Source organism: Acinetobacter sp. NBRC 110496 (assembly GCF_000876115.1).
Taxonomy (GTDB): Bacteria; Pseudomonadota; Gammaproteobacteria; order Pseudomonadales; family Moraxellaceae; genus Acinetobacter.
Genome location: NZ_BBTF01000038.1, coordinates 12,407 through 37,378, shown reverse-complemented (window position 1 = coordinate 37,378; position 24,972 = coordinate 12,407). Strand labels below are relative to the sequence as shown.

Annotated in this window: 22 protein-coding genes and 2 pseudogenes; 8 read left to right on the top strand and 16 right to left on the bottom strand. The window is 39.9% G+C overall.

Annotation, left to right across the window (positions count from 1 at the left end; translation table 11 throughout):
- Window positions 1-165: 165 nt before the first annotated feature.
- Window positions 166-1,971, bottom strand: coding sequence for a hypothetical protein (locus tag Aba26S_RS15640; RefSeq protein ID WP_043973263.1), 1,806 nt, complete (start codon window positions 1,969-1,971; stop codon window positions 166-168).
- Window positions 1,972-2,146: 175 nt separating this feature from the next.
- Between Aba26S_RS15640 and Aba26S_RS15635 the strand changes: the two genes are divergently transcribed.
- Window positions 2,147-3,091, top strand: coding sequence for a hypothetical protein (locus Aba26S_RS15635; RefSeq protein ID WP_043973261.1), 945 nt, complete (start codon window positions 2,147-2,149; stop codon window positions 3,089-3,091).
- Between the two features lie 93 nt (window positions 3,092-3,184).
- On the opposite strand, the gene Aba26S_RS15630 is transcribed toward Aba26S_RS15635, so the two are convergent.
- Window positions 3,185-4,066 (bottom strand): hypothetical protein, encoded by an 882-nt coding sequence (locus tag Aba26S_RS15630; protein WP_043973259.1) that lies wholly within the window; start codon window positions 4,064-4,066, stop codon window positions 3,185-3,187.
- Window positions 4,067-4,251: 185 nt separating this feature from the next.
- On the opposite strand from Aba26S_RS15630, the gene Aba26S_RS15625 reads away from it, so the two are divergent.
- Window positions 4,252-4,524, top strand: a complete 273-nt coding sequence (locus Aba26S_RS15625; RefSeq protein ID WP_004644614.1) for a pyocin activator PrtN family protein — start codon at window positions 4,252-4,254, stop codon at window positions 4,522-4,524.
- On the opposite strand, the gene xerC is transcribed toward Aba26S_RS15625, so the two are convergent.
- On the bottom strand, window positions 4,508-5,656 hold the full coding sequence (gene xerC, locus Aba26S_RS15620; protein WP_043973256.1) for a tyrosine recombinase XerC: 1,149 nt from the start codon (window positions 5,654-5,656) through the stop codon (window positions 4,508-4,510). The two genes, Aba26S_RS15625 and xerC, sit on opposite strands and share 17 nt — an antisense overlap.
- 133 nt (window positions 5,657-5,789) lie before the next feature.
- Between xerC and dusA the strand changes: the two genes are divergently transcribed.
- Window positions 5,790-6,806 carry a tRNA dihydrouridine(20/20a) synthase DusA gene (gene dusA / locus Aba26S_RS15615; protein ID WP_043973255.1) on the top strand — a complete coding sequence of 339 codons (1,017 nt, stop codon included), beginning with the start codon at window positions 5,790-5,792 and terminating at the stop codon, window positions 6,804-6,806.
- 9 nt (window positions 6,807-6,815) lie between these two features.
- On the opposite strand, the gene Aba26S_RS15610 is transcribed toward dusA, so the two are convergent.
- On the bottom strand, window positions 6,816-7,247 hold the full coding sequence (locus Aba26S_RS15610; protein WP_043973247.1) for a GNAT family N-acetyltransferase: 432 nt from the start codon (window positions 7,245-7,247) through the stop codon (window positions 6,816-6,818).
- A gap of 335 nt (window positions 7,248-7,582) precedes the next feature.
- On the opposite strand from Aba26S_RS15610, the gene Aba26S_RS15605 reads away from it, so the two are divergent.
- On the top strand, window positions 7,583-8,062 hold the full coding sequence (locus Aba26S_RS15605) for a CHAP domain-containing protein (protein WP_005239689.1): 480 nt from the start codon (window positions 7,583-7,585) through the stop codon (window positions 8,060-8,062).
- 16 nt (window positions 8,063-8,078) lie between these two features.
- On the opposite strand, the gene Aba26S_RS15600 is transcribed toward Aba26S_RS15605, so the two are convergent.
- The 8 genes and pseudogenes from Aba26S_RS15600 to Aba26S_RS15565 form a co-directional block, all read right to left on the bottom strand.
- Complete coding sequence (locus Aba26S_RS15600) at window positions 8,079-8,843, bottom strand: ThiF family adenylyltransferase (protein ID WP_043973245.1); 765 nt, start codon at window positions 8,841-8,843, stop codon at window positions 8,079-8,081.
- Between the two features lie 46 nt (window positions 8,844-8,889).
- The gene (locus Aba26S_RS15595; protein WP_043973243.1) at window positions 8,890-10,095 is read right to left on the bottom strand and encodes an MFS transporter; all 1,206 of its coding nucleotides are present in this window, start codon (window positions 10,093-10,095) and stop codon (window positions 8,890-8,892) included.
- Window positions 10,096-10,208: 113 nt separating this feature from the next.
- On the bottom strand, window positions 10,209-12,953 hold the full coding sequence (gene acnA, locus Aba26S_RS15590) for an aconitate hydratase AcnA (RefSeq protein ID WP_043973241.1): 2,745 nt from the start codon (window positions 12,951-12,953) through the stop codon (window positions 10,209-10,211).
- A 126-nt stretch (window positions 12,954-13,079) separates the two neighbouring features.
- Complete coding sequence (locus Aba26S_RS15585) at window positions 13,080-13,895, bottom strand: TatD family hydrolase (RefSeq protein ID WP_043973238.1); 816 nt, start codon at window positions 13,893-13,895, stop codon at window positions 13,080-13,082.
- Window positions 13,895-14,809 carry an RsiV family protein gene (locus Aba26S_RS15580; protein WP_043973236.1) on the bottom strand — a complete coding sequence of 305 codons (915 nt, stop codon included), beginning with the start codon at window positions 14,807-14,809 and terminating at the stop codon, window positions 13,895-13,897. Before Aba26S_RS15580 ends, Aba26S_RS15585 begins: the two co-directional genes overlap by 1 nt.
- Window positions 14,810-14,917: 108 nt before the next feature.
- Window positions 14,918-15,742 (bottom strand): hypothetical protein, encoded by an 825-nt coding sequence (locus Aba26S_RS15575; RefSeq protein ID WP_043973233.1) that lies wholly within the window; start codon window positions 15,740-15,742, stop codon window positions 14,918-14,920.
- Window positions 15,743-15,866: 124 nt separating this feature from the next.
- Complete coding sequence (locus Aba26S_RS15570; protein WP_043973230.1) at window positions 15,867-17,456, bottom strand: peptide chain release factor 3; 1,590 nt, start codon at window positions 17,454-17,456, stop codon at window positions 15,867-15,869.
- 296 nt (window positions 17,457-17,752) lie between these two features.
- Window positions 17,753-18,652 (bottom strand): annotated as a pseudogene (locus tag Aba26S_RS15565) (IS3 family transposase); the annotation flags it as partial.
- 213 nt (window positions 18,653-18,865) lie between these two features.
- Between Aba26S_RS15565 and Aba26S_RS15560 the strand changes: the two are divergent.
- Together Aba26S_RS15560 and Aba26S_RS15555 are read left to right on the top strand one after the other, a co-directional pair.
- Window positions 18,866-19,097: pseudogene (locus Aba26S_RS15560) on the top strand (IS3 family transposase); the annotation flags it as partial.
- A gap of 56 nt (window positions 19,098-19,153) precedes the next feature.
- Entirely contained in the window at window positions 19,154-19,585 is a 432-nt protein-coding gene (locus Aba26S_RS15555; protein WP_000407077.1) for a PPC domain-containing protein, read from the top strand.
- Between the two features lie 414 nt (window positions 19,586-19,999).
- Here Aba26S_RS15555 and Aba26S_RS15550 read toward each other — a convergent pair whose 3' ends face one another.
- Window positions 20,000-20,638 (bottom strand): glutathione S-transferase family protein, encoded by a 639-nt coding sequence (locus Aba26S_RS15550; RefSeq protein ID WP_000631289.1) that lies wholly within the window; start codon window positions 20,636-20,638, stop codon window positions 20,000-20,002.
- A gap of 80 nt (window positions 20,639-20,718) precedes the next feature.
- Window positions 20,719-21,738: an NADP-dependent oxidoreductase gene (locus tag Aba26S_RS15545; protein ID WP_000859509.1), complete on the bottom strand. Its 1,020-nt coding sequence runs from the start codon at window positions 21,736-21,738 to the stop codon at window positions 20,719-20,721.
- A 143-nt stretch (window positions 21,739-21,881) separates the two neighbouring features.
- Between Aba26S_RS15545 and Aba26S_RS15540 the strand changes: the two genes are divergently transcribed.
- Window positions 21,882-22,490 carry a TetR/AcrR family transcriptional regulator gene (locus tag Aba26S_RS15540; RefSeq protein WP_000805352.1) on the top strand — a complete coding sequence of 203 codons (609 nt, stop codon included), beginning with the start codon at window positions 21,882-21,884 and terminating at the stop codon, window positions 22,488-22,490.
- Between the two features lie 111 nt (window positions 22,491-22,601).
- The gene (locus tag Aba26S_RS15535) at window positions 22,602-22,832 is read left to right on the top strand and encodes a hypothetical protein (RefSeq protein WP_001087955.1); all 231 of its coding nucleotides are present in this window, start codon (window positions 22,602-22,604) and stop codon (window positions 22,830-22,832) included.
- Between the two features lie 83 nt (window positions 22,833-22,915).
- Here the strand turns inward: Aba26S_RS15535 and Aba26S_RS15530 are convergent, their stop codons facing one another.
- Complete coding sequence (locus Aba26S_RS15530) at window positions 22,916-24,043, bottom strand: alkene reductase (RefSeq protein ID WP_000647816.1); 1,128 nt, start codon at window positions 24,041-24,043, stop codon at window positions 22,916-22,918.
- A gap of 201 nt (window positions 24,044-24,244) precedes the next feature.
- Window positions 24,245-24,922 (bottom strand): type 1 glutamine amidotransferase domain-containing protein, encoded by a 678-nt coding sequence (locus tag Aba26S_RS15525; RefSeq protein ID WP_000697981.1) that lies wholly within the window; start codon window positions 24,920-24,922, stop codon window positions 24,245-24,247.
- Between the last annotated feature and the right edge of the window lie 50 nt (window positions 24,923-24,972).

Here is a 24,972-nt window from a genome sequence, read left to right as displayed (position 1 = left end):
TATTAATAATATATAAAACCGTCTTAGCGCAAAAGCAATAATGATAGCTCAGCCGATCAGCACGATTTCCAAACCTTCGGCTAAGCTAGGCTTTTTATATATTTTGGCGTTACGATAGTTAGGTCAGAAAAATGATTTTTCAAAAAAAAACTTAGCGCAAAAAAACTATTCGAATAATGACAAACAGTGATGATGCAGCAGTCCGTAATCTTTAAGTTCTGCCAGTGTTGGTGAAGTTTCTGTTATTTGCTGTGTAGGAAAATCAAAGCGAGTTCCATCCTGAAAGGGTTCTTGAAACGCCAATTCACTTAAGAAATACCTGTTAGCTTCCGCATGCTGATCAGGGACAAAGCAACAGCTGTATGTATTCTGTATAAATGACCGAGGTAAAATCCTAAAAGGCGTCACTATTTCAGTTGCATTTACCAATACCCTTCCCAAACTACTTTTAGTTGCACTGAGCTTTTGGTCAATATCAGAATGTTTCCGCATACATTGCTGAAAAAAATAAATTTGGTTATATGCAATTAGATCCATAAGGGCCATTAAAAACTGATGAATTCTGGACTGCTCAGCATTTAACTTGAAGGTGATCATTGATTCAATTTTATCAGACTCATCTTTTAGCGTCATATCCTCTTTGATTGTTTTGACTTGAGTCGCTTGCAATGAATACGGATAGAGAAAGTCTGTGCACCCTAAACGCTCAAAGCTTTCATCATCAATTACTACTGGGTTAGCTTCTTTCAGCATTTTAAAAAGCGATTTATTCTGACTGTATATCTGGCAGCACCACTGTTCAAGTAAGCTTTGAAAAAGACCTAAGCGGTTGTTCATCCCGCTGAGTTTAGTATGCTGGATAGATGCTAAATGACCCAAAACCGCCTCATCCTTCAAAATATTTTCATGCGGCTTTAAATAAAACGTCGCTGATAATGGGTTCTCTGGATGTAACCGCTTTAGCTCGACATAATGATCATATAACTTCATTATTTCCTGCTGTTGTAACAAAACATAATTTGCATAACCTACAGCATCACGAGACCGAAGAATAAACGGTTTCATCCAGCACAAAGGATCATGTAACAAATAATAGTTTTTGTAATTCAACACCTTCGAGCCAGCATCTGAATCTTCACTTTTAGTGTTTGACAACAAGTCGCTCTTTGGATTCAGCATGGTAAAAATAGAGGCCACTTTCTGAACTTCAAAAACATGCGGCTGGGGGTACTTCAAAATATAAAATTTGCCGTAGATCGCAGCATCCCCCCAAAACCTATGCGAAAGGTTTAAAGCGTATATTGGAGACTCTGTTTGAATAAAACTATTTCGAATTGCGCCATCCGCTTGGCAGCGGATAAATCCGTTTTTTTTAAGCTGCTGTATAGCGCGATAAATAGATTGTTTGCTTAAACCCGTGGCTCGCTCAATTTCACCAATTCCACACCCTATAACAATCCCAAACGAGTCTGCACCGTAAAGCAACCGTAATAAAACAAGATAACTTCGATAATCAAGATAGCAGTCGATCTCTATTTTTTTAGGTGAATTGCTAATACTTATGCCATCACTCTTTATAAATAAAGTCTGAATTAATTTTAATAAAGGGATCTGCCTAACCATACGCTTATTACTATTTTCTAACCATTCAATAGACGTGGCTGAATCAAGCCTTATATAAGTAAGATTAAGTTGTAAATGACGAACTCTAGACCTTTTTCCAGTTTCAGGAAAATCTATTTTTAATATTCCCTGTTGTTCCAACTCATTCAATACACCCCGTAATTTTTTAACCTGTATGCCGATCACTTTTGATAATTCACCGAGTGGCAATGATGTACTTCCGACTCCAAAATTTCTGATAAACGTGATTAATGCCCAAAAAGCATAGGCTGAAATTTGCCCCTCCACCCTTTGATAGAAAGCCATAAATAGCGCCAAAAAGCGCTGTTCAGAATCCTGAATACTCATGCTAAAAATTCCCACACACCAAGTTCTCCTTTGGGTATATGTATTTTACAGCAATAATGATAGGCATGAAATGATAATTAAAATTTGTTTTTTTAACAGTTACTGTATAATTAATATTTACTTAATATTTAATTACTGATATATAAATGTTAAGTAAATATTTATGAATTGTAAAATGGCACGACCACATTTAACCTTAGATAAATGGCTATCGACTGACACGGACTTAAAAAAAGATTTCTTGGATCAAGAGAGCTACATGAAGGAAAGTCTATTAACTAAGCTTGATAAACCTGGTCAAAAGATTGTTTACATATCTACAAATCACCCCCAACCTAGATCACATGAGAATTTAATATCAGATTCTCTACAAAACCTGGCTAGGACATCCCACATAAACGAAATATTTACAAACCCCCTCATATGTGAGACAACAAATTTTATTATTAAAACTAATGATGAACATTTTTCAATTTTAAAAAAGAAATTCCTTTTATTTAAATACCACTCTGAGAAAAAGAAAGCCAACCGTATCACCAAACAAATAACAATGGACGAAAATATATTAAAACAACTTGAGAAAATTAAAAAAAATTTTAAATTTAAAAGTCTAGATAACTGCTTAGAATTTTTAATTGATGCACATAATTTTAAATTAAGTGAAAAAGATAAAATAATATCAAGACTCAAAAAAGAACAGAATTCAAATCATGATTCTAATTTAAAGCAAGAATTGAAATTAAAGGATGAAAAAATTACAGAACTCGAAAAAGAACTCGTGCACCAAAAAAATATCATCCACGAAAACATGAGCAAATCTGCAAAAGAATTTGAGGAATACCTAATTCAATTGGCTACAAATCAAACCATTGAATTAGAGAAAATTAAAGCTTTTTTAGGCGAGATTAACGAAGCGGATCAACAAAGCATTAACCAAACTCTTGCACGCGAAGCACTTAGTGAAATTGAAACTCAATTGAGAAATGAATGCGCAAAACAAAAGCAATTTTTAACAATCAAAAATCAACCAAATACCAATTATGCTTTAGGGTTTGATCAGCATCATCAATATGGCAATACCGTACAAAATGACGATGAAGTTGTACCAGCTCAAACCTGAGCTAACAGTTACTCATTTCTAGGAGCAAGCAGCAATAGTACACCTCATCCACTTGCTGCCTAAGAACGAGCCCCCTCATCACCTCAATGATATTCACAATTGAACTTGGATAATCTCTTTCAATAAATCAGGACGACGCCTTAAGTGATTGACCAGCACTTCATCGCAATATGCTGTATTAAATGGGAGTTGCTTTTGCTGTGGAAAATACCGCTCTGGATGCTGTAGAAACTGTTCCCATTTTTTATTTTCATTCTGTAATTCCCTGATCTGGTTTAGATAGGTTCTATCCTGAATTTTAAATGACACACCAAAATCATCATCTTCACAGGTGTCTTTATTTTCGTTATTTTTTCTGGCTTCTGTTAAATCTAAAATTTTCTGTTTATTTGTCTCTAATCTGCTTTGAACCCATTGCAAATCAAACTCTCTAAACTTGATTTGCAGCGTGGGTAAAATCAGTTGTACTGCCTGCGAAGCATTTTTAAATCTGCCATTTTTTTGAGCATAACCAGTTAATTCTGAATAGAATATTTCAAGCTTTTTATGCAACAGCGGCGCATATCGTTTTCTTATATTCAAAATTCCATTGATTCTACGCTTCAAACTCGGGTTATAGGTGTAGACTCTACCACCTTCATCAACAATCAACTCAATATATTTATTTAATATTTCAGAATATTTCTCATTAATCTGCTGCTGTCTATAATCACGAATCCCCTCTATTACCGTATTAATTTGACCAAGCAAATTCAGCAAGTCCTGTACCGAATACGTTTCACCAAAGAACTGCATTTGGCTATGCTCTACCATCAGTTCAACCCAAAATTCGCGTTCTGACGCTTCAAACTCAGTCTTTGGGTCAGGATCGCTTATTATTTTATGTTCTCTTAAAAAACGTCCAGCATGATCCAAAAAGCAATTCAGAATTTCATCCTGCAATTGCTCAAAATCAAGAAGTGTGCAATTTCTCATTTATGAATCTAAATAATAGTTTTCAATATGTTATACCACAACTCTAGTAAAATATTATTTCTAATTATTAGTATTACATAAAGACCTACATCAAAAAAATAAGATTAAGACATAGGGATGGTCAGCCTTACTTCAAAGGTGACCCATTCAAATTAAAAAAGTTTTATGTATGGAATACCCACTTCATGAATTGCTTTCAAATTAATACTACCGAACTACTTTTTATAAAGTATCGTTCTATGACCGTTGAACTAATGACAGTAGTTTCTGACTATTATCCCCACCTCAGCAAAGCCGAAGCACTGAGAAAAGCGAATAATCAACAATTCCCTTTCTCAGTATTCAAAATAGATAAAAGTAAACGTGCTCCATTTTTGGTACACATTAAGGATCTTGCTGCTGTCTTGGATAAGCAATATTCAGAGGCATCCAAAGATTTTGCTACGTTTCATCGATGAGGCGTAGCACCTCCTCCAACTGTAAGATATTTCTTCTCGCTTTCACTGATACATAACGCTGTAAACTCCCCCAAGAATCGTGCAAACTTACTTTCTGAATTTCAGGAATAGTAAAACTCTGTTCAGCTAATCGAGTACAGCCTTCATGTCTCAAGTCATGAAATCGTAAATCTTCAATCCCCAAAATTTTACAAGCTTCTCTAAACTCTTTACCCAAACTTTTGGGATTCAAAGGCAATAACAAATTTTCATTATGTCCAAGCTTTAGCATCCGTTCTCGAACTTCTGAATGTTTCAGTCTTTTGATCAGCTCCTTACAAGGATCAAGTACATCAAATGACTTATGATTACCTTTAGAACCATTAGGATTCTTTAAATCATGCACTTTCCACGTTGAATGATGTGGGTCATAATCTCGAAGATACAATCGTGTTAATTCAGCTTCACGTCTGCATGAGAAAATTGCAAACCACATAATCAAATGCATTGGGTATTTAGAGCCATAACGATTTAGCTTCCATCGTTCTGCAAAATACTTCGTCAATGCAATCAATTCATCTCTCGAAGGCAGTCGGTCTCTTTTTTGACTGGAGGATATTTGACGTGTTTTTCTTAACTGAGCAGTAGCCTTATCAAAGCTATTTAAATCAATATCCATTTCCCACATAACAGCAGCATGAGAAAGAACACCTCTGATATGTAAAAGCTCATGTTGCAGTGTACTAGTCGCAATAGGTTCAAGATCGAGGTACGGAATTCCACCCTTCCTTAAAGCCACATGCTCGGCCAAATGTACTGATTTTATTTTTGTGATAATATTGCGCGCAATTGGTAGCTTCTTAATTAAGAGCAGAGAATAGCGTTTCGTCCTTCCGTACTCGCTCCCGACTTCATCCAAATATTTATCTATGGCATCTGATAAGGTCAGATCAATCAACTTTTCTTTGCCAAGCAAAATATCAGGATTTTCTTGAATTTCGACTTCTCGTTTCTTAATCCAGTTTTCAGCTAATTTCTTTGAGTGAAATGTTTTACTTTCAGAAAAAGCAGGAAAGCCCTTTCGAGTGATTCGAATCGCAGCACGATAGTTAACTTTGCCATCTGCACCTTTCCTTGCTGTAATTGACCCCATAATTTACACCAAAAGCTATTTTTTCTATTATGGTGTAAAATTTGGTGTAAATGCAAACGGATTCACCCATCTAAACACAGGTTCAAACAGATTCTCGCAGGTTGCAGAATATAGATTAAAGGTATGATTTTTAATGACTATTAACAAAAACATTGAAAACACTCAATCTCCGAGAATCAGTGTTGCCCCGATGATGGATTGGACTACCAAAGACTATCGTTTCTTTGCCCGCCTGTTTAATCCCAATGTGGTGCTCTATACCGAAATGGTAACTACGGGTGCGATTATTTATGGTGGTGCCAATCGCCATCTCGACTTCAATCAACAAGAACAGCCAATTGTGCTGCAACTCGGTGGTTCTAATCCACAAGAGTTAGCCACCTGTACCAAAATGGCTGAAGACTGGGGCTATAACGAAGTCAATCTCAATGTAGGCTGTCCAAGCGATCGCGTACAAAACAATAAGATTGGTGCTTGCCTTATGGCGGAACCTGATCTGGTGGCTGAATGTATTCACAGCATGCAAAAAGCGGTATCAATTCCCGTCACAGTGAAACATCGTATCGGGATTGATGACATGCATTCTTATGAAGAGATGCTGCATTTTGTTGATACGGTTGCGACAACAGGCTGCACTCATTTTATTGTGCATGCACGTATTGCCATCTTGCAGGGCCTATCTCCAAAAGAGAACCGTGAAGTTCCACCTTTACGCTATGAGGATGTCTATCGTCTTAAACAAGAACGTCCGCATCTCACTATTGAAATTAATGGTGGCATCAAAACTTTTGAAGAAACACAGCAACATTTGCAGCATGTCGATGGCGTAATGATTGGTCGTGAAGCGTATCACAATCCTTACCTGCTTGCAGAAATGGGGCAACTCTGGAATTTGCAAGCACCTGATCGTTTTGAAATCATGCAGCAAATGATGCCTTATATTCAGCAGCGTGTGGCTGAAGGCGCACCGTTGTCGATTATTACCCGTCATATTTTGGGCTTATTCCAAAATCTGCCAGGCGCACGTAAATGGCGACAAGCCCTCAGTGGTGGCAATGCTAAAACCATCACCGATATTGAACATGCCATTCAGAATATTCAGGCAGCCATGCAACGTACTGAAGACTATCTTAAAGAGCATCAACGCTAAGCTGAGGCGCTAGGCATAACTTTTATGCATGGGTACAAAGCGTAACCCACTCTGTTCGATTACTGCTGAGCTTGCTGTAAAGCCGAACTTCTCATAAATCACTTGAGCATAACAACTGGAATTCACTGTTATGCTTGAGTGTGATGTCGCAATTTTATTTTCCAGAAACTGCCAAAGTTGACGACCAATTCCCTGACGCTGTACCCGTTGATCTACAAAAAAATGTAGGATATGTGCAGGCTGCCGATATGCAATAACACCCATCAGCTGAGTGTTTTGCTCAAAAACGAAGTATTCAATATTCGGCATTTCCATTAATTTATGAATCATGCTTTGACTAAATTTATCTGCCCCCTCTGCATTCAAAGCAAAATCTGTGATATATGGCCGAATTAATTGTACGATCTGATCCAGATCAGATGATGTTGCCAGACGGATCATTTTAAGCTCTTCTTCTCATATTATTTAAATAAACAATAGCTTATAACAATATCAACCTCAAACCTAATCAGATAGACCGCATTAAAACGACTACTTTTTAGTCAAAAATGAAATATAATCTTACAAATCATTTTATTTAAACTAACTAGCAAACAAATTACTGATAATGAAAAAGATTCTTAACTAGTATTTTAAGCTAAGTGAACGATCCAGCAGCCCAATTGTTATATTATTACGTTACATTTGAGTTTTTTTAAGATTTATCGCTTACTATGAGCGCCGTAACAAATTCTGGCACACGTTCAGTTGTTTTGAAAATGCGGTAGAGATTCACAATGATTTATGATGTACCTTCAGTCGATCACAGTATGATTCACCCACCTATGCAACAGGTGGTTATTCCTTATCGAGAAATGCCGAAGCCTGCATCAGTGCCAGCAATTGATGTGAATAAATTCTCTCAGAAACTGGCGAAACGAGCTTCTTATCGCAGCTCATCACAATGCGCTAAGTTCGTTAGAATTGCCTTACAATCGGCTGGTGCCAATATTGATCAGCATCCTGTTGCGGCATCAGACTGGGGTCGTACCCTACAGCAGATTGGCTATCAAGAAATCACACCTGAATTTAATAACCCTCAACCCGGTGACATTTATATTATCCATCGCACCAAAAAACATCGCTATGGACATATTGCAGGATTTACAGGTTCACAATGGGTTTCCGATTTTAAACAAACCAGTTATGACGTCTATAAAGACCCAAATGTGACTTATACCTATTACCGCTTAGCACCTCAATATCCGCAAGCCTAATACATGACATGGCAATTTAAGCCCTGATTTTATCCAGTTTCTTTAAGACTTCAGCCACCGCCACCATGGCAAAGCTTGAAGTCACCACGACTGCCGAGCCATAGCCACCGCAACGCAATCCAGCGCTCGGACACACCTCTGCACTGGAAAATGGATTGTCGATCGAATAAACACACGTAATACCAAACTTCTCTTTGGGCTTTTTGCAAATCCCTTTAGAACGCAGCTGTGTTCTTAACTTTGCCAACATCGGGTCTTGTTCAGTCTTGGATAAATCTGCGACGCGAATCTTTAACGGATCCAGTTTGCCCCCTGCTCCCCCTGATACAATCAACGGAATCTTGTTAAAGCGGCAATGTAGCATCAAGGCAAGTTTGGCTTTGACATCATCGATACAATCTAAAACAATGCTTGGAACTGGATTTAAAATCTGTTTGACATTCTCTGGCGTCAGATAGTCATCAATCACATTTACTTTCATTCTTGGATTGATCTGACGGCAACGCTCCGCCATCACTTCAATTTTTTCTTGCCCTAGCGTCGAGCTCATGGCGGGGAGTTGACGATTGATATTGGAAGCAGCGACCACATCCATATCAACTAAAGTCAACTCACCAATGCCTGTGCGTGCCAGTGCTTCAACCGCCCAACTGCCTACACCGCCAATACCAATAACCATGACATGACTACGTTCATAATGCGAAAAGGCATTGTCTCCATAAATTTTGGCAACACCAGCAAAACGGCGCTCATATTCATCATTTACAGGAACATCAGTCATAACAGTTGCGATCTATCTTTTCAGTCAAACTGCTATTTTAGCGTGTTTAAAGCCGTTTAGGTGAGCTTGATGAAACTTTGCTTGGTGATTGGCCTTGGCGATTTAAAATCAGTAGCAGCATAAAAACCATGAAGCTCATAGATAAAGCTAAAAGGTTGGCATTCATCCAACCAAGACTACTCAAAATCGGCGCAGGTAAAAACGCGCCTAGAGTTGCAAACAAGGCAATTCCAGTTTCATTGATGCCTTGGATACGATGTTTTTGTTGTTCATTTAAACCGGCCAATAAAGTAGATGCGCCTGAATAAGCAAAGTTCCAGCCCACACCAAGCACAATCAGTGCCGCATTAATATAAAACCCAGCCTGTCCCAGCACTGGAATCAAGGACGACAGCATCAGCAGTACAAAACCAATATAAATGGTGTTATGTACTCCCCAGTGTTGAATCAGTTTAGACACAAAGAAGGATGGAATAAACATGGCCAAGACATGTAGCTGAATCGAGATCGAAGCATAGTGAAATGAATGATGCTCCTTTAAATGCAATGAAGACATAATCATCATCACATTCATAATATAGTAGGCAAAAGCACCGCTGATGACGGCTGCAATAATCAACGTGCCCGGCAATTTGGCACGCTGAGCGGGTTCAATCACAACGTCTTGCGGTGTCTGTTGGCGTTGAAACTTTTGATTCCATAAATACAAAGTTGGAGACAGCAACAGCGCCAAGACACTAAAAATTAAATAGATCGCAGTAAAATCAGGTAATCCTTGCACCTGTTGAAATTGGATTGCCAGCATCGGTGCAATAATGGCGGCAATCACGCCACCCGAAATCACCATAGCTGTGGCCTTGGGAATCAGCTCGGCAGCCAGACGATCGGAAGCAGCAAAGCGATAAAAATTTGCAGTCGAGATAAATAAACCCAGAGAAAAATGGCTTAGACATAATAGATAAAACTGTTGTTGCTGTAAGGCCAGATAACCAAGAACACCCGCCAAGAACAGACAGACACAACCAAATTGGAAGACCACATGTCGACCTAACTTTTTCATCAAAAACGAAAAGATAAAGGTGGTCAGTAACATCGCCAAAAACTGCAAGCCATAAGGAACTGTCGCTAGAACCTGAGTTGGTGCAAGTTTCAAACCGACAATCGCCGCCACAGTCACTGACAAAACTGCTGCAATTAAATTAAAAGCCTGTGCAGCCAAAAGATAATAAACATTACGGGGTAATTGATTCAAAGCCTTTATCCAATTTAATCAAGCCTGATTACCTTAACGCTGAGTGCTTGAAACTGAAACAAAAAAAGATGAAAGACCAGCTTTCATCTTTGATTGAGACGATGTTCTAAGGATTATGCAGCAATCAAATTGCGTAGCACATAATGCAAAATGCCACCTGCTTTAAAATATTCCACCTCATTCAAGGTATCAATACGACATAACACTTTAAACTGGTCTTGACTGCCATCTTCTCGTAGCACCTCAACATCCAGCGTCTGATGTGGCTGAATATCATCAGATAGCCCATGAATCGAAAGCACTTCACGCCCAGTCAGATTTAAGGATTGACGGGTTTGACCCTCCACAAACTGTAAGGGCAATACTCCCATACCAACCAGATTCGAACGATGAATCCGTTCAAAACTTTCGGCAATGACGGCTTTAATGCCCAATAAATTGGTGCCTTTTGCCGCCCAGTCACGTGACGAACCCGTACCATACTCCTTACCCGCAATAATCACCAATGGCGTTTGCTGTTGCTGATAAAGCATGGATGCATCGTAAATCGCTAGCTTTTCACCTGTTGGGATGAAGATGGTATTGCCCCCCTCTTCACCATCCAGCATTTCATTCTTGATGCGGATATTGGCAAACGTCCCGCGCATCATCACTTCATGATTACCGCGTCGAGAACCATAAGAGTTGAAGTCTTTGGGTTCAACCCCTTGCTGCTGTAGATAACGCCCAGCAGGACTGTCTTTCTTGATGTTTCCTGCTGGAGAGATATGATCGGTGGTGACCGAATCTCCCAATACCGCCAAGATTCGTGCTTGTTCAATATTGTTAATTGCTTTAGGGGGTTGATTAATTTCTTCAAAAAATGGTGGGTGACGAATATAGGTCGAGTTGTCTTGCCATGCATAGGTCTGGCTTTGCGGAATCTGGATCGCTTGCCAAGCTGCATCTCCATCAAACACCGCTGCATATTCCTTATGGAACATGTCGGTATTGACCTTCTGCAAGACTTGATCAATTTCAAGCTGGCTTGGCCAGATGTCTTTCAAATAGACATCTTGCCCAGTTTGATCTTGTCCGATTGGCTGGCTGGTTAAATCGGTCCGAATATTCCCTGCCAGACCATAGGCTACCACGAGCGGTGGTGAAGCCAACCAGTTGGTTTTGACTAAAGGATGAACACGCCCTTCAAAGTTACGGTTGCCTGAAAGCACCGAAGCCACATTCAGATCATGACACTGAATCGCTTCCTCAATCGGTTCAGGTAAAGGTCCAGAGTTACCAATACAGGTGGTACAACCATAACCGACCAAGTTATAACCCAACTCATCCAAGTACGGCGTTAAACCTGCTGCTGCCAGATAATCAGTCACCACTTTGGAACCTGGCGCCAGTGAGCTTTTCACCCAAGGTTTACGTTGCAAGCCTTTTTCAATGGCTTTTTTGGCCAGCAGCCCCGCCGCCAACATCACACTTGGATTCGAGGTATTGGTACATGAGGTAATCGCGGAAATCACCACATCGCCGTCATTTAGGGGATATGATTTTCCGTCGATGGTACAAGCAGGTTGTTCATGGGCTAAATTGGCTTTTTGTGCACCGCCCCCACCTTCATTTTCCAAGCGCTCCTTCGCTTCTTTGGCGGGTTTAAGATTCAGTTCCATCAACGCATTAAAGGTTTTCGGAACATCGCCCAACAAAACCCGATCTTGTGGACGCTTTGGTCCTGCCAGACTGGCTTGTACCGTACTCATATCCAAGCTGAGCGTATCAGTAAAAATTGGCTCATCACCGGTATGACGCCATAAGCCTTGCTCTTTACTATAAGCTTCGACCAAATCGATACGGTCTTGTTTGCGTCCCGTCAATGCCAAATAACCCAGCGTCACCTCATCAATCGGGAAGAACCCACAGGTCGCGCCATATTCTGGGGCCATATTGGCAATGGTGGCACGATCGGCCAAAGGTAAATCAGCCAGCCCATCGCCATAAAACTCAACAAATTTTCCAACCACACCTTTTTGACGCAGCATCTGGGTAATGGTTAAAACCAAATCCGTGGCGGTAATGCCTTCCTTTAATTTGCCTGTCAGTTTGAAACCAATCACTTCTGGAATCAGCATCGATACAGGTTGTCCTAGCATCGCTGCCTCCGCCTCAATCCCGCCGACACCCCAACCAAGCACGCCCAGTCCATTGATCATGGTGGTATGTGAATCTGTCCCCACCAAGGTATCTGGAAAGGCAAAAACCTGACCTTCATCATCACCTAACCAGACGGCTTGCGCTAAATATTCTAAATTGACTTGGTGGCAAATCCCTGTACCCGGTGGCACTACACTAAAGTTGTTAAAAGCAGATTGTCCCCAACGAAGGAATTGATAGCGTTCACCATTCCGCTGCATTTCGATTTCAACATTTTCTGCAAAAGCATCGTCATCGGCAAAATGATCGACCATCACCGAGTGGTCAATCACCAAATCCACTGGAGATAAAGGGTTAATCAGGTTGGGATCACCACCTGCCTGTGCCATCGCAGCACGCATCGCAGCCAGATCCACCACCGCAGGAACACCCGTGAAATCCTGCATCAGTACCCGTGCCGGTCGATATTGAATTTCTTGATCTGAACGTTTACTTTTCTGCCAATCGACCAGTGCTTGAATATGTTCTACTTTTACACTTTTTTGGTCTTCAAAACGGAGTAAATTTTCTAGCAAAACCTTTAAAGACTTCGGTAATCGTTCAATATTACCGAGTGTTTGAGCCGCTCGCGCCAAGCTAAAGATTTGATAAGAGGTCGAACCGACGCTGAGTGTTTGTAATGCATTGAAACTATTGATTTTGCTATATCTGGCCATAAGGTTGCCCTCCCAGTATTGGCTGATGTGATTATTATGAAATTGTTCTTTTAATGTACCCCTGTTTAGAAAAGCATGTGTTCCCTTTTAGTATCTTATTTTTAAAAAGATTATTTGCTTATTCTCTTAAAATTTAAGTTGTAGCGCTGCCAATGAATTGTGCCAGAGTTGTGCGGCAAGCTGAAGCTTAGGCTGGTCAAGGGTCTGGGCCAAACGCTCCAGAACATAAGGTAAATTAACTGGGGTATTGCGGGTACGATGCTCGGTCGAAGTTTGGCAACACAGCGGTGTCATATCTGGACAATCGGTTTCGATCACCAAGTTTTCACTGCCTATCGCTTGTACCACTTGATGCAGTTTTTTGGCATTCGGATTGGTAATTTGTCCTGTTACCCCAATTTTAAAACCCAGTTTCACTAAGGCTTTGGCTTCTTCCACGCCACCACTAAAGGCATGAGCGATGCCCCCTAATTTGAATTTTTGGGCTTTTAAAATCGCAATGCTTTCCGCATGTGCTTTACGGATATGTAACAGCACCGGTTTTTGATATTGTGTTGCCAATGCCAATTGTTCAATAAAATAATGCTGCTGCTTTGCAAATAGTTCGGGCTGTTTATGCTGTTTTAAAAAGGTATCCAGCCCAATTTCACCCACTGCCACACAATCATGCTGCTGTAACACCTGCTCAAGTCGCTGTAAATGTTCGGTTTGGTGTTGCTCAATATAGAAAGGATGTAAACCCGGGGCCAGATAAGATCGCGGCACATTTTCCCAAGCGAGTAATTGTTGATGAGTCTGAATCAATTCATCAAATCGTGATTCCAGAAAACCGATTAACACCAACGCTTCGACCCCCACCCGTTTTGCTTGCTCAGCCAGATGTTGCCGATCATGATCGAAATCGGCAACATCAAAATGGGTATGGGTATCAAACAGTTGCATTAGCTTTGACTTGGCGTACTTGCAGCGGGTGTAGAGGCTGCTGGCGGATCAATTTTTGGTAAATATTCAGGTTTTAACACACCTTGTAACTCACTGAATGGAATCACTAAACGAGGCAAACCAACCACATACGGGCCAATCTCATATTCACCATATTGTAAAATCAGGCCTTGTTCGCCCAAGAGGAAATTATCGGTAACTTGAAATGGCCATGCCTGTTCATATTCCTTCGGATCTGTTGCCAGTTTGGAATCCACAATCCAGGTTTTAAAGGCTTCATGTGCCAATTTATCTAAGCTTGCTTTTTGCTTTGGTAATAACAAATCATGCAGTTTAATCTGTTTTTGACTCACCAGATCAAAGTTGTAATAGCGTTGTGAGGTCGCGCCATGTGCTCCCCCCAAGTAACTGCTGCTAATCAACACAACCGTCGCCAAAGTTCCTTTCGGTCGTAAAATCTTGGGCTTGATCATCAAGCTAATCTGATGACTACTACTGAGCGCCTTTAACTCTTCATCTATTTTCACAAAGGCATTGGCATAAGCTTGTGCCTGAGCATCTAGACTTGATTTGTCCTCGGCAGTTTTAGGTGTAGAAGCGGCAGACGTGTCCGCATCCACCACATCTAAAATCTTGCTCAGTTGTTCAAGAATTTGCTGATCCAGTAATTGATCAATAAAAGGGAAATTACTTTGTAATCGCTCAACGGTAAAATCTGGACAACTATTACCTTTGCACTCAGGTAAATTCACCTGTAACTTCACCGTTTCACCGCGTAAAACTGGCTCGGCGGGTTGCTGTACTGCAGGAGGATCTGTCGGTTTATCCTGTGATTCCTTCGGCTCTGATTTCGGCTGGCAAGCGGCAAGCAAAATTGCACAAGCAAGAACGCTATATTTAAAAATTGTTTTCATTTAAAACCTATCAGCATTGTTATTACACAGGATTTTTAAATGCTATCGAACTTATCGTAAAACCGCTACCAGCACATGCAATTTCTATACGAAACTCGAGCAAGTAAATCAAAACATTTTTTGATAGATTTCAGGTTGCAGCATCTGTTTGCTTTGTTCAGTCGTGAGGTAGATATCCAGTTGAGGTGCATCTTTACTAATCTCATTGGCCCGGTAGTGTAATCCTATCCCTTCACCATCAAAGAACCAATCCGCCTGTCCCCAATACAGTTTTTTCGCGACTTGTTTTTTGACTTCTGCCGATTGTTTCTCGACCCATGTTTGATAGTGGGTTTGAATAATCTGGTTTAAAGCATTTTGCTGATTTTTCTGAATCACATCCAGAATACTGACACTTTTTTGTAATTTACGATCGGCTACAAAGAAATAAAAACGATCTTTCACCGCGATATCTTCCTGTTGCGTATCTACTCCGACTTGCAGCAACACATATTGATTACGCTGTGAAGCAATACGCGTGCTGAGATGCAGCTCATAAGCTTTATTCTTGGAATATTTATCCTGCCATTCATCCGACTTCTTTACATAGGCATTCACGGCTTGCTGTAAGGTTAAATTCTTGTTCTGCTCGATTTGTTGTTGAATCACATTGGCCTGATTTTTGGCAATCCACGCATTGAGCCAGTCATCTTGAGTTTTGATGGTTTGAATATCGACATCAATACAGTTCTTCTTTTCACAGAATGGCAAAGCATAATCGGCTTTGGCTTCTTTCATATTTAAGTATGGGAGAACATCTGCTTTTTCGACCGATGACGCCGCCAGTTTGCTTTCGGCGGTATCGGCCTTATTTTTATCTGGATGATCACATGCGGTTAAAGCCATTATGCCAATCATCATAATGACAGCTAAAAGTGGTTTTAAAGTGTTCATTGTATCATCCTTTATTTTAATCCCTCCCAACCTCCCTTTATAAAAGGGAGGAGCATCACGAATCTAAATAGTTATAGAACTCGTGAAAAAGTCCCTCTTACATAAAGAGAGACTTAGGGAGATTCTAGTGTTCTCGTGTGTTACGGAACTGAATATCTGGCCAGCGTTCTTGCATTAACTGCAAGTTTACACGACTTGGTGCCAGATAAGTCAGATGACCACCGCCATCCACTGAAAGCTGGTCATGTGCTTTTTTCTTAAATTCATTCAGAATTTTGTCATCATCACAATGCACCCAGCGCACGGTATGTACACTGACTGGTTCATAAAGACAATCGACCTTATATTCTTCTTTTAAGCGGTAAGCCACCACATCAAACTGTAACACACCGACCGCGCCGACAATCAGGTCATTACTGATTTGTGGCATAAACACTTGGGTTGCACCTTCTTCAGACAACTCTTTCAAACCTTTTTGCAATTGCTTGGATTTCAAAGGATCTTTTAAGCGCACGCGGCGGAACATTTCAGGGGCAAAGTGTGGAATCCCTGTGAAATGCAGATCTTCACCACTGGTAAAGGTATCTCCAATCTGAATGGTTCCATGGTTATGCAAACCAATGATATCACCCGGCCAAGCTTCTTCCAGATGCTCACGCTCACCTGCAAGGAAGGTTAATGCATCACTGATACGCACATCTTTACCAATACGCACATGATTCATTTTCAAGCCTTTTTCATATTTACCTGAGCAAATACGCATAAAGGCAATACGGTCACGATGCTTTGGATCCATATTGGCTTGAATCTTGAAAACAAAGCCTGTAAAGCCTTCTTCATTGGCTTCAACAATACGTTCTTGTGTTGGATGTGCTTTCGGCTCTGGCGCCCAGTTGATAAAGGTATCCAGAACATGATCCACCGCAAAGTTACCTAACGCTGTACCAAACAATACTGGGGTTTGTTTACCTTGCAAGAAGAGCTCACGGTCGAGTGGCTCATTGGCCATTTGTACCAATTCAAGTGATTCTTCAAATGAAGACCAAGCCAACTCACCGACTTTTTCACGAATATCGGCATGGTCATAGCCATCACGTACTTCGATATCGGTAATGGTTGAACCAAAACCTGCTTTATAAACATAAAGTTTATTTTCAAGCAGGTTATACACACCGGCAAAGTCACGTCCCATTCCCAACGGCCATGTAATCGGTACACAACGGATGTTCAAGACATTTTCAATTTCGTCGAGTAACTCTAAAGGCTCACGGATTTCACGGTCCATTTTGTTGACGAATGAAATGATCGGCGTGTCGCGCATACGACACACTTCCATCAATTTAATGGTCCGTTCTTCGACACCTTTTGCCCCATCGATCACCATCAAGGCGGAGTCAACGGCAGTCAGGGTACGATAGGTATCTTCCGAGAAGTCTTCATGTCCCGGAGTATCGAGTAAGTTAATGGTGTGCTTTTTATAAGGAAACTGCATCACCGACGTGGTAATCGAAATACCACGTTCTTTTTCCATTTCCATCCAGTCTGATGTTGCTGAACGGTCAGACTTACGGCTTTTAACCATCCCCGCAACCTGAATTGCCTTCCCCCATAACAACAGTTTTTCTGTCATGGTGGTCTTACCCGCATCGGGGTGGGAAATAATAGCAAAAGTCCTACGAGCCTTTACTTCTCTAGCTAATTCATCTTTAAACATAAGAAAAATCTACAATATGTACACAGTTATGTACACATTTCTAAATATGTACTAAAACTGAAAAAGTGGGAATTCAAAATTGGCATAATTGTAGCAGATTTAGAGTTGTATAGGCATAGGTGGAAATCCAGTGGCTTTTTTTTGGGGGGAGAAAACACCTAGTTTTATAAACTCAATTTATCTCTTTGCTTCGGACTTTTCGGCTTATCGGGAATTGATGTTTGCTGGATTAACAGGACACTCTTACTTAGGAGATTCTAGGCAGGCAACTTGTAAAAGTCCTCTGCCATTTGATTTGGTGCATTATTGTAGCAATCGCCTTTTATACTCATCGAAGCCTGAAATCCATATTTTTCAATCATATTGCGATATTCATGGCTACAATATTGGCTTCCTCTGTCCGAGTGAACGATTAATTTTCGAGATGGTTTATGATTGCCAACAGCCATGCTGAGAGCATTGCAAATAAGTTGGGCTGTCATCCGTTCACTTAAGTTATAAGCAACTACCTGTTTAGTACAAAGGTCTTTTAAAGCTGCTCGATATAACTGTCCTTCGGCTGTCCAAATGTACGTTATGTCACTGACCTATGCTTGATTCGGGGTTTCCATTGAAAATTGTTGATCTAGCAAATTATCGTAGACAGAACGCTTGTGGTCACTATTCCTAGTTCATTTAAAACGCTTATGGCACTTACAATACAATTGATTTAACCTTTTGATACAACGGACTGCATACGCGCTAATTTGAATGCCTTGTGATTGTAAGTATCTCGTTAAGCGAATATGGCCATAACTTTCTTTAGTTTCTTAATGGGCGATTTTGACCAAGATAGTCTGCTGATATGTTTGAATCTTTCGTTGGCTTAAACCTTGTTTAAGCCAATCATAAAACCTTGATATTGAAAATTTTAGTAGTCTAGCCATCATCGTCGTTGGATATCTATTTTTTTATGCTCTTTCATATAAGCTTACCTCACTAATTTTCCTTGCCAAAGTACGCTACTGCTTTTTTTAGGGATTCTCTTTCCATTTCAGCAGTTTTGAGTTGTTGTTTTAGCTTTTTATTCTCTTCAAGCAGCGCAACGAGATAGGGTAAATATTGTTGTGTACCCGCTAATGTCCCTGCTTTGGATTTCTTGTGTCAATTGGAAAGAGTCTAGATGAAATTCCAAGTAGTCTTGCTGTTTCTGAAACAATGGGTACATCTTTATAAAATGCTTTAGCTAATGAACGGTACAGCATGGTTGATTCAGTACAATTTTCAAAGATAGTACGTGTACGGCCATCTTTACGGAAACGTTTACCATCAACTGTTTTAGCTTCAGAAGTCAAATTAATATCTGCTAAATAAACTAATAAGCCGCTTAAAATATAGTAATTACTTTCAACTAGTTATAACCCAAGTTTTGGCATAATGCAGTGACTGAAAGCTTCTTCCATACGTTAAAAGGTCACGTGGTACATGGGAGCGTTTTTTCGACTCGAAAAGAAGTGAATGCTGTCTGTTTGACTATATTTCGATTTATTATAATCGGGTCAGAAGACATTCTGCAAACGGCTGGTTAAGCCCAGAAGCGAAGCCTTTGAATAGAAATATTTCAAAAATTTAGAGGTATCAGTTGTCCACAATACTGTCTAGGATCAACGGTTCATATGTTATTATGTAGTGAGGTATACAATTATTAAGATAACGTTATGGAAATAGTAAATACAAAATTACTAGCTGGAGCTTTTATGGCCCTAACTTTAACTATGCTTAGCCCTGCCGTACTTGCAAATGATAACAATGATATACGAAAGACTGTTGTAGTTAAGTTTGCAAAAAAAGCTTACTCTGCAAATTATTACGGAAGGATAGATGGATACAAGTATGATTCCTACAAATTTTATGCTAAAAAAGGGCAAAAGTTAAAAGTGACGTTGACTGGAGGAAATGTTGAAACTTACTTATGGGGTAATCAATTAAAAGACTCCATCAATCTTGGAGAATATTCTCCAGAGCTTGATAATAATGGTATTTATATTTTACCTGCTTCAGGTGAGTATGAAATTAGAGTATTTCAACCTAGATCACAGGCAAGAAAAGATAAAAAACCTCAATACTGGATGAGTATTAACATTAAATAAGGACTTGCTAGATTCGTTTAAGTTTTATACAAGGGTTCAAAAACTATTGCCAGTTAAACTGGGGCGTGATTTTTACGTATATGTGTTTATGTTAGTAAAATGATATAGATTACTTGTTTAATACCCCGAGGAATAATTTAATCTTGCTGTGCGTTAGTCACGTTTCTTTCTTTCAAAAGTTGATTATATCTTTCAACGTAACCGTCATGATATTTAATCTCTTTTGATAAGAATTTACAGTGGAAGAACAGGCGAAACTTGTCTTAAATAATGGTAATTCGTTATCTTTAAAATAGAGAACGCCCGATGAAATTCATTGGGCGTTTAATTTAAATAAGTGTCAGCTTATTTTTTAACTAGATGTACTTGTCAATCACGACTCTTTTTCTAAATTGCCTTTAAAAATCAATCTTGCTATTTTTGACTTTTCACACCATTTTGTTCAATTTGTACTGCGGCTTGCCAGCTAGGTAGTTGGCTTAAACCTGCTACATAACGTTGGATATGGGGATAATTTTCACCTTGTCCCATATGATGAACTAAAGCATGTAATCCAAAGCCCATCATAAAGTCAGCACCGGTTAAACGGTCTGCGACTAGAAATTCTTTATCTTTTAAATATTCATTTAAATAGCTAAATACTTTATCGAACTCAACTTGAGTATAATTTTCTAGAAATACCAACTTCGTACCCTGCTTGGTTTCTATCGCATTAAACGTTTTTAACAAAAATGGCAGCATGGCAGAGCTTTCTGAGAAATGAATCCACTGTAGATAATCGACATAGGTAGGTTCATCCATATCTGGTGCTAAATGCGGCGCAAGTTGCTGAATTAATAACTCAACGATTGCTCCTGACTCTGCAATAACTTTGCCATCCCATTCCAATACTGGAGATTTCCCTAAAGGGTGAATGGTTTTTAAAGAGTCAGGGGCCAAATGCGTGCTTGAGTCACGATAATAGCGTTTCAGCTCATAGGGCTGCTTGATTTCTTCAAGTAACCACAAAATGCGAAAAGAACGTGATTGATCTAAATGATGTAGTGTAATCATGATAATTTTTAAATTTTTAAATTTTTAAATTTTTAAATTTTTAAATTTTTAAATTTTTAAATTTTTAAATTTTTAAATTTTTAAATTTTTACAACGACTTTGCCAAAGTTTTCGCCTTTCAACATACTATTGAAAGCATTGATCGTGTTATCTAAACCTTGCACCATATGCTCTTTATATTTGATTTTTCCGTCTTTCAACCATTCAGACATTTGCTGATAGAATTCCGGATACTGACTGCCATAATCATCAAAAATAATAAAGCCTTGCATGCGAATACGCTTTTTTAAAAGGGTGGAAATAAAGCCCGGTAAACGGTCTGGGCCTTGTGCTTGCTCGGTAGCGTTATACTGGGAAACCACACCACACACCGGTACACGTGCCGCAGAGTTAAGCAATGGCCATACCGCATCAAACACTTTACCCCCTACATTCTCATAATAAATATCAATACCGTTGGGAACTGCTTGTTGTAATTGTTCTGCAAAATTTTCATCATGATGATTGATACAAGCATCGAAGCCGAGTTCTTCTACTGCATAACGACATTTTTCAGGCCCACCTGCGATGCCAACCACGCGACAACCTTTAATTTTGCCAATCTGTCCAACCGTAGCACCAACAGGTCCCGTTGCAGCGGCAACGACCAAAGTTTCACCAGCTTTAGGCTGACCAATGTCCAACAACCCCATATAAGCAGTAAATCCTGGCATTCCCAAAATACCCAATGCCCAAGATGGATGTTCAGGTTGCATACCTAAGCTTTGACATGCAGTCCCATTAGAAATTGCGTAGCCCTGCCAGCCATTTCCTGAAAGAACCCACTCGCCTTCTTTGAATTTTGGGTTTTTAGAGGCCACCACTTGACTGACTGTTCCACCGATCATCACTTCGCCAATTTCAACCGGTGCTGCATATGAAGGAGCGTCACTCATGCGACCACGCATATAAGGATCGAGTGACAAGTAAATGGTTTTTAACAATATCTCGCCTTGTTTAAGTTCATTGAGTTCAACTTGTTCAATACGAAAATCGCTGTGTTTTGGCTCACCCACTGGCCGTTTAGCTAAAACGATGCGTTGATTAATAACTGTTTTCACACATATAACTCCATGTTTTATTTAGAAGTATTTCTCTTCACAATCAAAAATTATGATTAAAATTTCTTTACATCCATTGTAGATGAGTTATAATAAAAAACAATACGACTGGTCTATTTTTTACAATAGAGTAAATAATTAATATGAAGCCTACTCCTATTAAAAAGTCTGAAGCGAAGCGCTTACACATTCTTAACACCAGTTCAGACCTGATTTTGCATAAAGGTTTTACTGGCGTAGGATTACAGGAAATTTTACAGAGCTGTGAAATCCCTAAAGGCTCGTTTTATCATTATTTCCAATCCAAGGAAGCTTTCGGATGTGAATTGGTACAGCATTATGTAGACAATTACCAAGTCCGTTTAAATGATGTATGGCGTAGTGATAAATCCCCTTATCAAAAGCTGATTGAGTATTTTAATTTATGGATAGAAGATCCTGAAACACAGTGTGGTTGGGCGGATAGCTGTTTAATTGTGAAACTTGCCGCAGAAGTTGCCGATCTATCCGAAGATATGCGCTCCATTATGTCCGCTGGCGTCGATGATGTAATCCAACGTATTGCTGGCTTAATTGATTTGGGAAAACAGGATCAGTCTATCCAAGCAGATACTGAGGCCTCGACCTTGGCACAAGTACTTTACCAAATGTGGTTAGGTGCAGCATTACTGAGTAAGTTGCAAAAAGATAAAACACCATTACATCAAGCTCTGAGTGCAACTAAATTTCTATTAAAAAGTGAAGATTCATAAAAATTAAATTAAATATCAACTACAAAATTAATAATTCATGATAGCAGTCCAATGATTACTTATTATTGTGTTGCTATTAGATCAATTAACAATCCATGAGTATAGCGCACAATGAATTCTCCTCCTAAAGCCCTCATGACTCGTATTTTAGTCGGATATTTAGGTTTATATCCCACACTATTACTGGTACTCACTTTATTAAAGCCAATTACTGAGCATCAAAGTTTCCCGATGATGGTGTTGATTGAAGTCATAGTATTAGTGCCAGTAACGCAACTGATTTCTTTCCCACTGGCAGGTTGGCTCATTACACAGCTAAAAAATTTTAAGAACTTGTTTTAAGAAGAAATTGTGCTGGCAACAGCAATCCTAAGTCGTTATTTTGCCAACCACAAAGGTTGGCAAAATAACTCATTAAGTCAATATTAATCTGCGTAAGCCGGATAATCAATATAGCCTTTTTCCGTCCCACCATACATAGTGCTTGCATCTACTGCATTCAATGGCCAGCCATTGGCGATTCGATCGGGTAAATCTGGATTCGCAATAAATGGGCGTCCAAATGCAATTAAATCGGCCAGACCTGCCTCTAAAATTCGAGTCCCTCTTTCTGCCGTATATCGACCTGCATAAATAATCCGACCACTGAAAGTGTCTCTGACATCTCTACGAAAATCATGAGGAAGTTCTGGTGCATTATCCCAATCAGCTTCTGCAATAGATAAATAGGCAATCCCAACTTCTTCAAGTATCTTTATTGCCTCAATATAAGTGACATGTGGATCATCTTCAACCAACCCCATGTAAACACGATCTTCCTCTGTACTTTCAAATAGCGGGGCAAAACGCACTCCTAAACGATCTGCACCAACCACCTCAGCAACTGCCTCTACTACTTCACGTAAAAAACGCAAACGATTGTTTAGTGATCCACCATATTCATCTTCACGATGGTTACTATGTGCAGAGATAAATTGGTTCACCAAATAACCATTTGCACAATGAATTTCAACTCCATCAAAACCAGCAGCCAAGGCATTACGCGCTGCTTGAGCATAGAGTTGCACTAATTCTTTAACTTCTGCATTGCTTAAAGCACGTGGCATTGAAGGATCAGCCAAGGCCCCCGCATTGGGCCCGGTCTCAATAAAGACTTTAACATTACTATCAGCCCTAATAGCCGAAGGCGCGACCGGTGATGCATGATCGGGTTGCAAAGATGTATGTGAAACACGCCCAACATGCCAAAGTTGTGCAAAAATAATGCCTCCTTTAGCATGCACTGCTTCCGTCACTTTACACCATCCAGCAATCTGTTCAGGGCTGTAAATACCGGGAGTCCAAGCATAGCCTTGACCACGTGGCTCGATTTGCGTACCTTCGGTGACCATAAATCCTGCCCCGGCACGCTGTTGATAATAGGTTGCCATCAGTTCATTTGGAATATTCCCTGGCTGAGTACTGCGCGACCGCGTTAATGGTGGCAATACAATACGGTTTTGCAAAACATAAGGGCCTAAGCTTAAGTTTTGAAAAAGTTTGCTGGCTTTCATTTTATTGTATCCAAGTCATCATGGCTTAATTGATCTAAATTAAAAAATAACCTTCCTTCCTGTATATAGAAAAATAAAGGAAGGAAAGCTATTCACTCAGGCCCTTCACCATTAAGTGAGGGTTATTTTGCTTATTGCGCCAGTTGCTCAGAGTCAGAAGTTTATTCGCTGCTAAGCACCACAACAAACACTAGCTACTCTTTATTTCAACAATTGAAGTAATGCTGTAGCGGTTGCAGCAGAAGATGCTGGATTTTGTCCAGTAACCAGCAAGCCATCTACTTGAACATATACTTGCCAATCATCCACTTTAGAATAATGACCACCGTTTTCTTTAAGCATGTCTTCAACTAAAAATGGTACAATTTCAGTCAAACCTACAGCGGCCTCCTCAGTATTGGTGAAACCAGTCACTAATTTACCGCTAACTAAAGGCGCTCCATTACTCGCTTTCACATGACGAAGAACACCTGGGGCATGACACACTGCTGCAACAGGTTTGCCAGACTGAATCGCCTGTTCAATCAGAGAAATTGAAATCGGATCTTCTGCTAAATCCCACAATGGGCCATGTCCGCCTGGATAAAACACTGCATCATAATCAGTTACAGAGATTTCGCTAAGTTTATGCGTCTGTGCCAATGCTTGCATTGCAGTTGGATCAGCTTCAAAACGATGAGTGGTTTCAGTTTGTGCTTCTGCTAAATTACTTTTCGGATCTAGTGGTGGCTGCCCACCTTGAGGTGACGCCAGCGTAACTTCAGCACCAGAGTCAATAAAGGTGTAATACGGTGCAGCAAGTTCTTCTAGCCAGAAACCTGTTTTCTTACCAGTATTGCCAAGTTGATCATGTGAGGTTAAAACGATTAAAATTTTCATGTTATTTCTCCGATAATTTTCAGGATTGAGGAGCATTGTTGCATGATCAC

Bases quoted from the DNA above. Each gene is read 5' to 3' on its own strand.
- Aba26S_RS15540 (WP_000805352.1), top strand. From the start codon at position 21,882: ATGAAGCCTACTCCTATTAAAAAGTCTGAAGCGAAGCGCTTACACATT.
- xerC (WP_043973256.1), bottom strand. From the start codon at position 5,656: ATGGGGTCAATTACAGCAAGGAAAGGTGCAGATGGCAAAGTTAACTAT.
- Aba26S_RS15530 (WP_000647816.1), bottom strand. From the start codon at position 24,043: ATGAAAGCCAGCAAACTTTTTCAAAACTTAAGCTTAGGCCCTTATGTT.
- Aba26S_RS15525 (WP_000697981.1), bottom strand. From the start codon at position 24,922: ATGAAAATTTTAATCGTTTTAACCTCACATGATCAACTTGGCAATACT.
- Aba26S_RS15640 (WP_043973263.1), bottom strand. From the start codon at position 1,971: ATGAGTATTCAGGATTCTGAACAGCGCTTTTTGGCGCTATTTATGGCT.
- Aba26S_RS15585 (WP_043973238.1), bottom strand. From the start codon at position 13,895: ATGCAACTGTTTGATACCCATACCCATTTTGATGTTGCCGATTTCGAT.
- Aba26S_RS15625 (WP_004644614.1), top strand. From the start codon at position 4,252: ATGAATTGCTTTCAAATTAATACTACCGAACTACTTTTTATAAAGTAT.
- Aba26S_RS15610 (WP_043973247.1), bottom strand. From the start codon at position 7,247: ATGATCCGTCTGGCAACATCATCTGATCTGGATCAGATCGTACAATTA.
- Aba26S_RS15535 (WP_001087955.1), top strand. From the start codon at position 22,602: ATGAATTCTCCTCCTAAAGCCCTCATGACTCGTATTTTAGTCGGATAT.
- Aba26S_RS15630 (WP_043973259.1), bottom strand. From the start codon at position 4,066: ATGAGAAATTGCACACTTCTTGATTTTGAGCAATTGCAGGATGAAATT.
- Aba26S_RS15555 (WP_000407077.1), top strand. From the start codon at position 19,154: ATGGAAATAGTAAATACAAAATTACTAGCTGGAGCTTTTATGGCCCTA.
- Aba26S_RS15575 (WP_043973233.1), bottom strand. From the start codon at position 15,742: ATGAACACTTTAAAACCACTTTTAGCTGTCATTATGATGATTGGCATA.
- Aba26S_RS15570 (WP_043973230.1), bottom strand. From the start codon at position 17,456: ATGTTTAAAGATGAATTAGCTAGAGAAGTAAAGGCTCGTAGGACTTTT.
- Aba26S_RS15605 (WP_005239689.1), top strand. From the start codon at position 7,583: ATGATTTATGATGTACCTTCAGTCGATCACAGTATGATTCACCCACCT.
- acnA (WP_043973241.1), bottom strand. From the start codon at position 12,953: ATGGCCAGATATAGCAAAATCAATAGTTTCAATGCATTACAAACACTC.
- Aba26S_RS15580 (WP_043973236.1), bottom strand. From the start codon at position 14,809: ATGAAAACAATTTTTAAATATAGCGTTCTTGCTTGTGCAATTTTGCTT.
- Aba26S_RS15600 (WP_043973245.1), bottom strand. From the start codon at position 8,843: ATGACTGATGTTCCTGTAAATGATGAATATGAGCGCCGTTTTGCTGGT.
- dusA (WP_043973255.1), top strand. From the start codon at position 5,790: ATGACTATTAACAAAAACATTGAAAACACTCAATCTCCGAGAATCAGT.
- Aba26S_RS15550 (WP_000631289.1), bottom strand. From the start codon at position 20,638: ATGATTACACTACATCATTTAGATCAATCACGTTCTTTTCGCATTTTG.
- Aba26S_RS15635 (WP_043973261.1), top strand. From the start codon at position 2,147: ATGGCACGACCACATTTAACCTTAGATAAATGGCTATCGACTGACACG.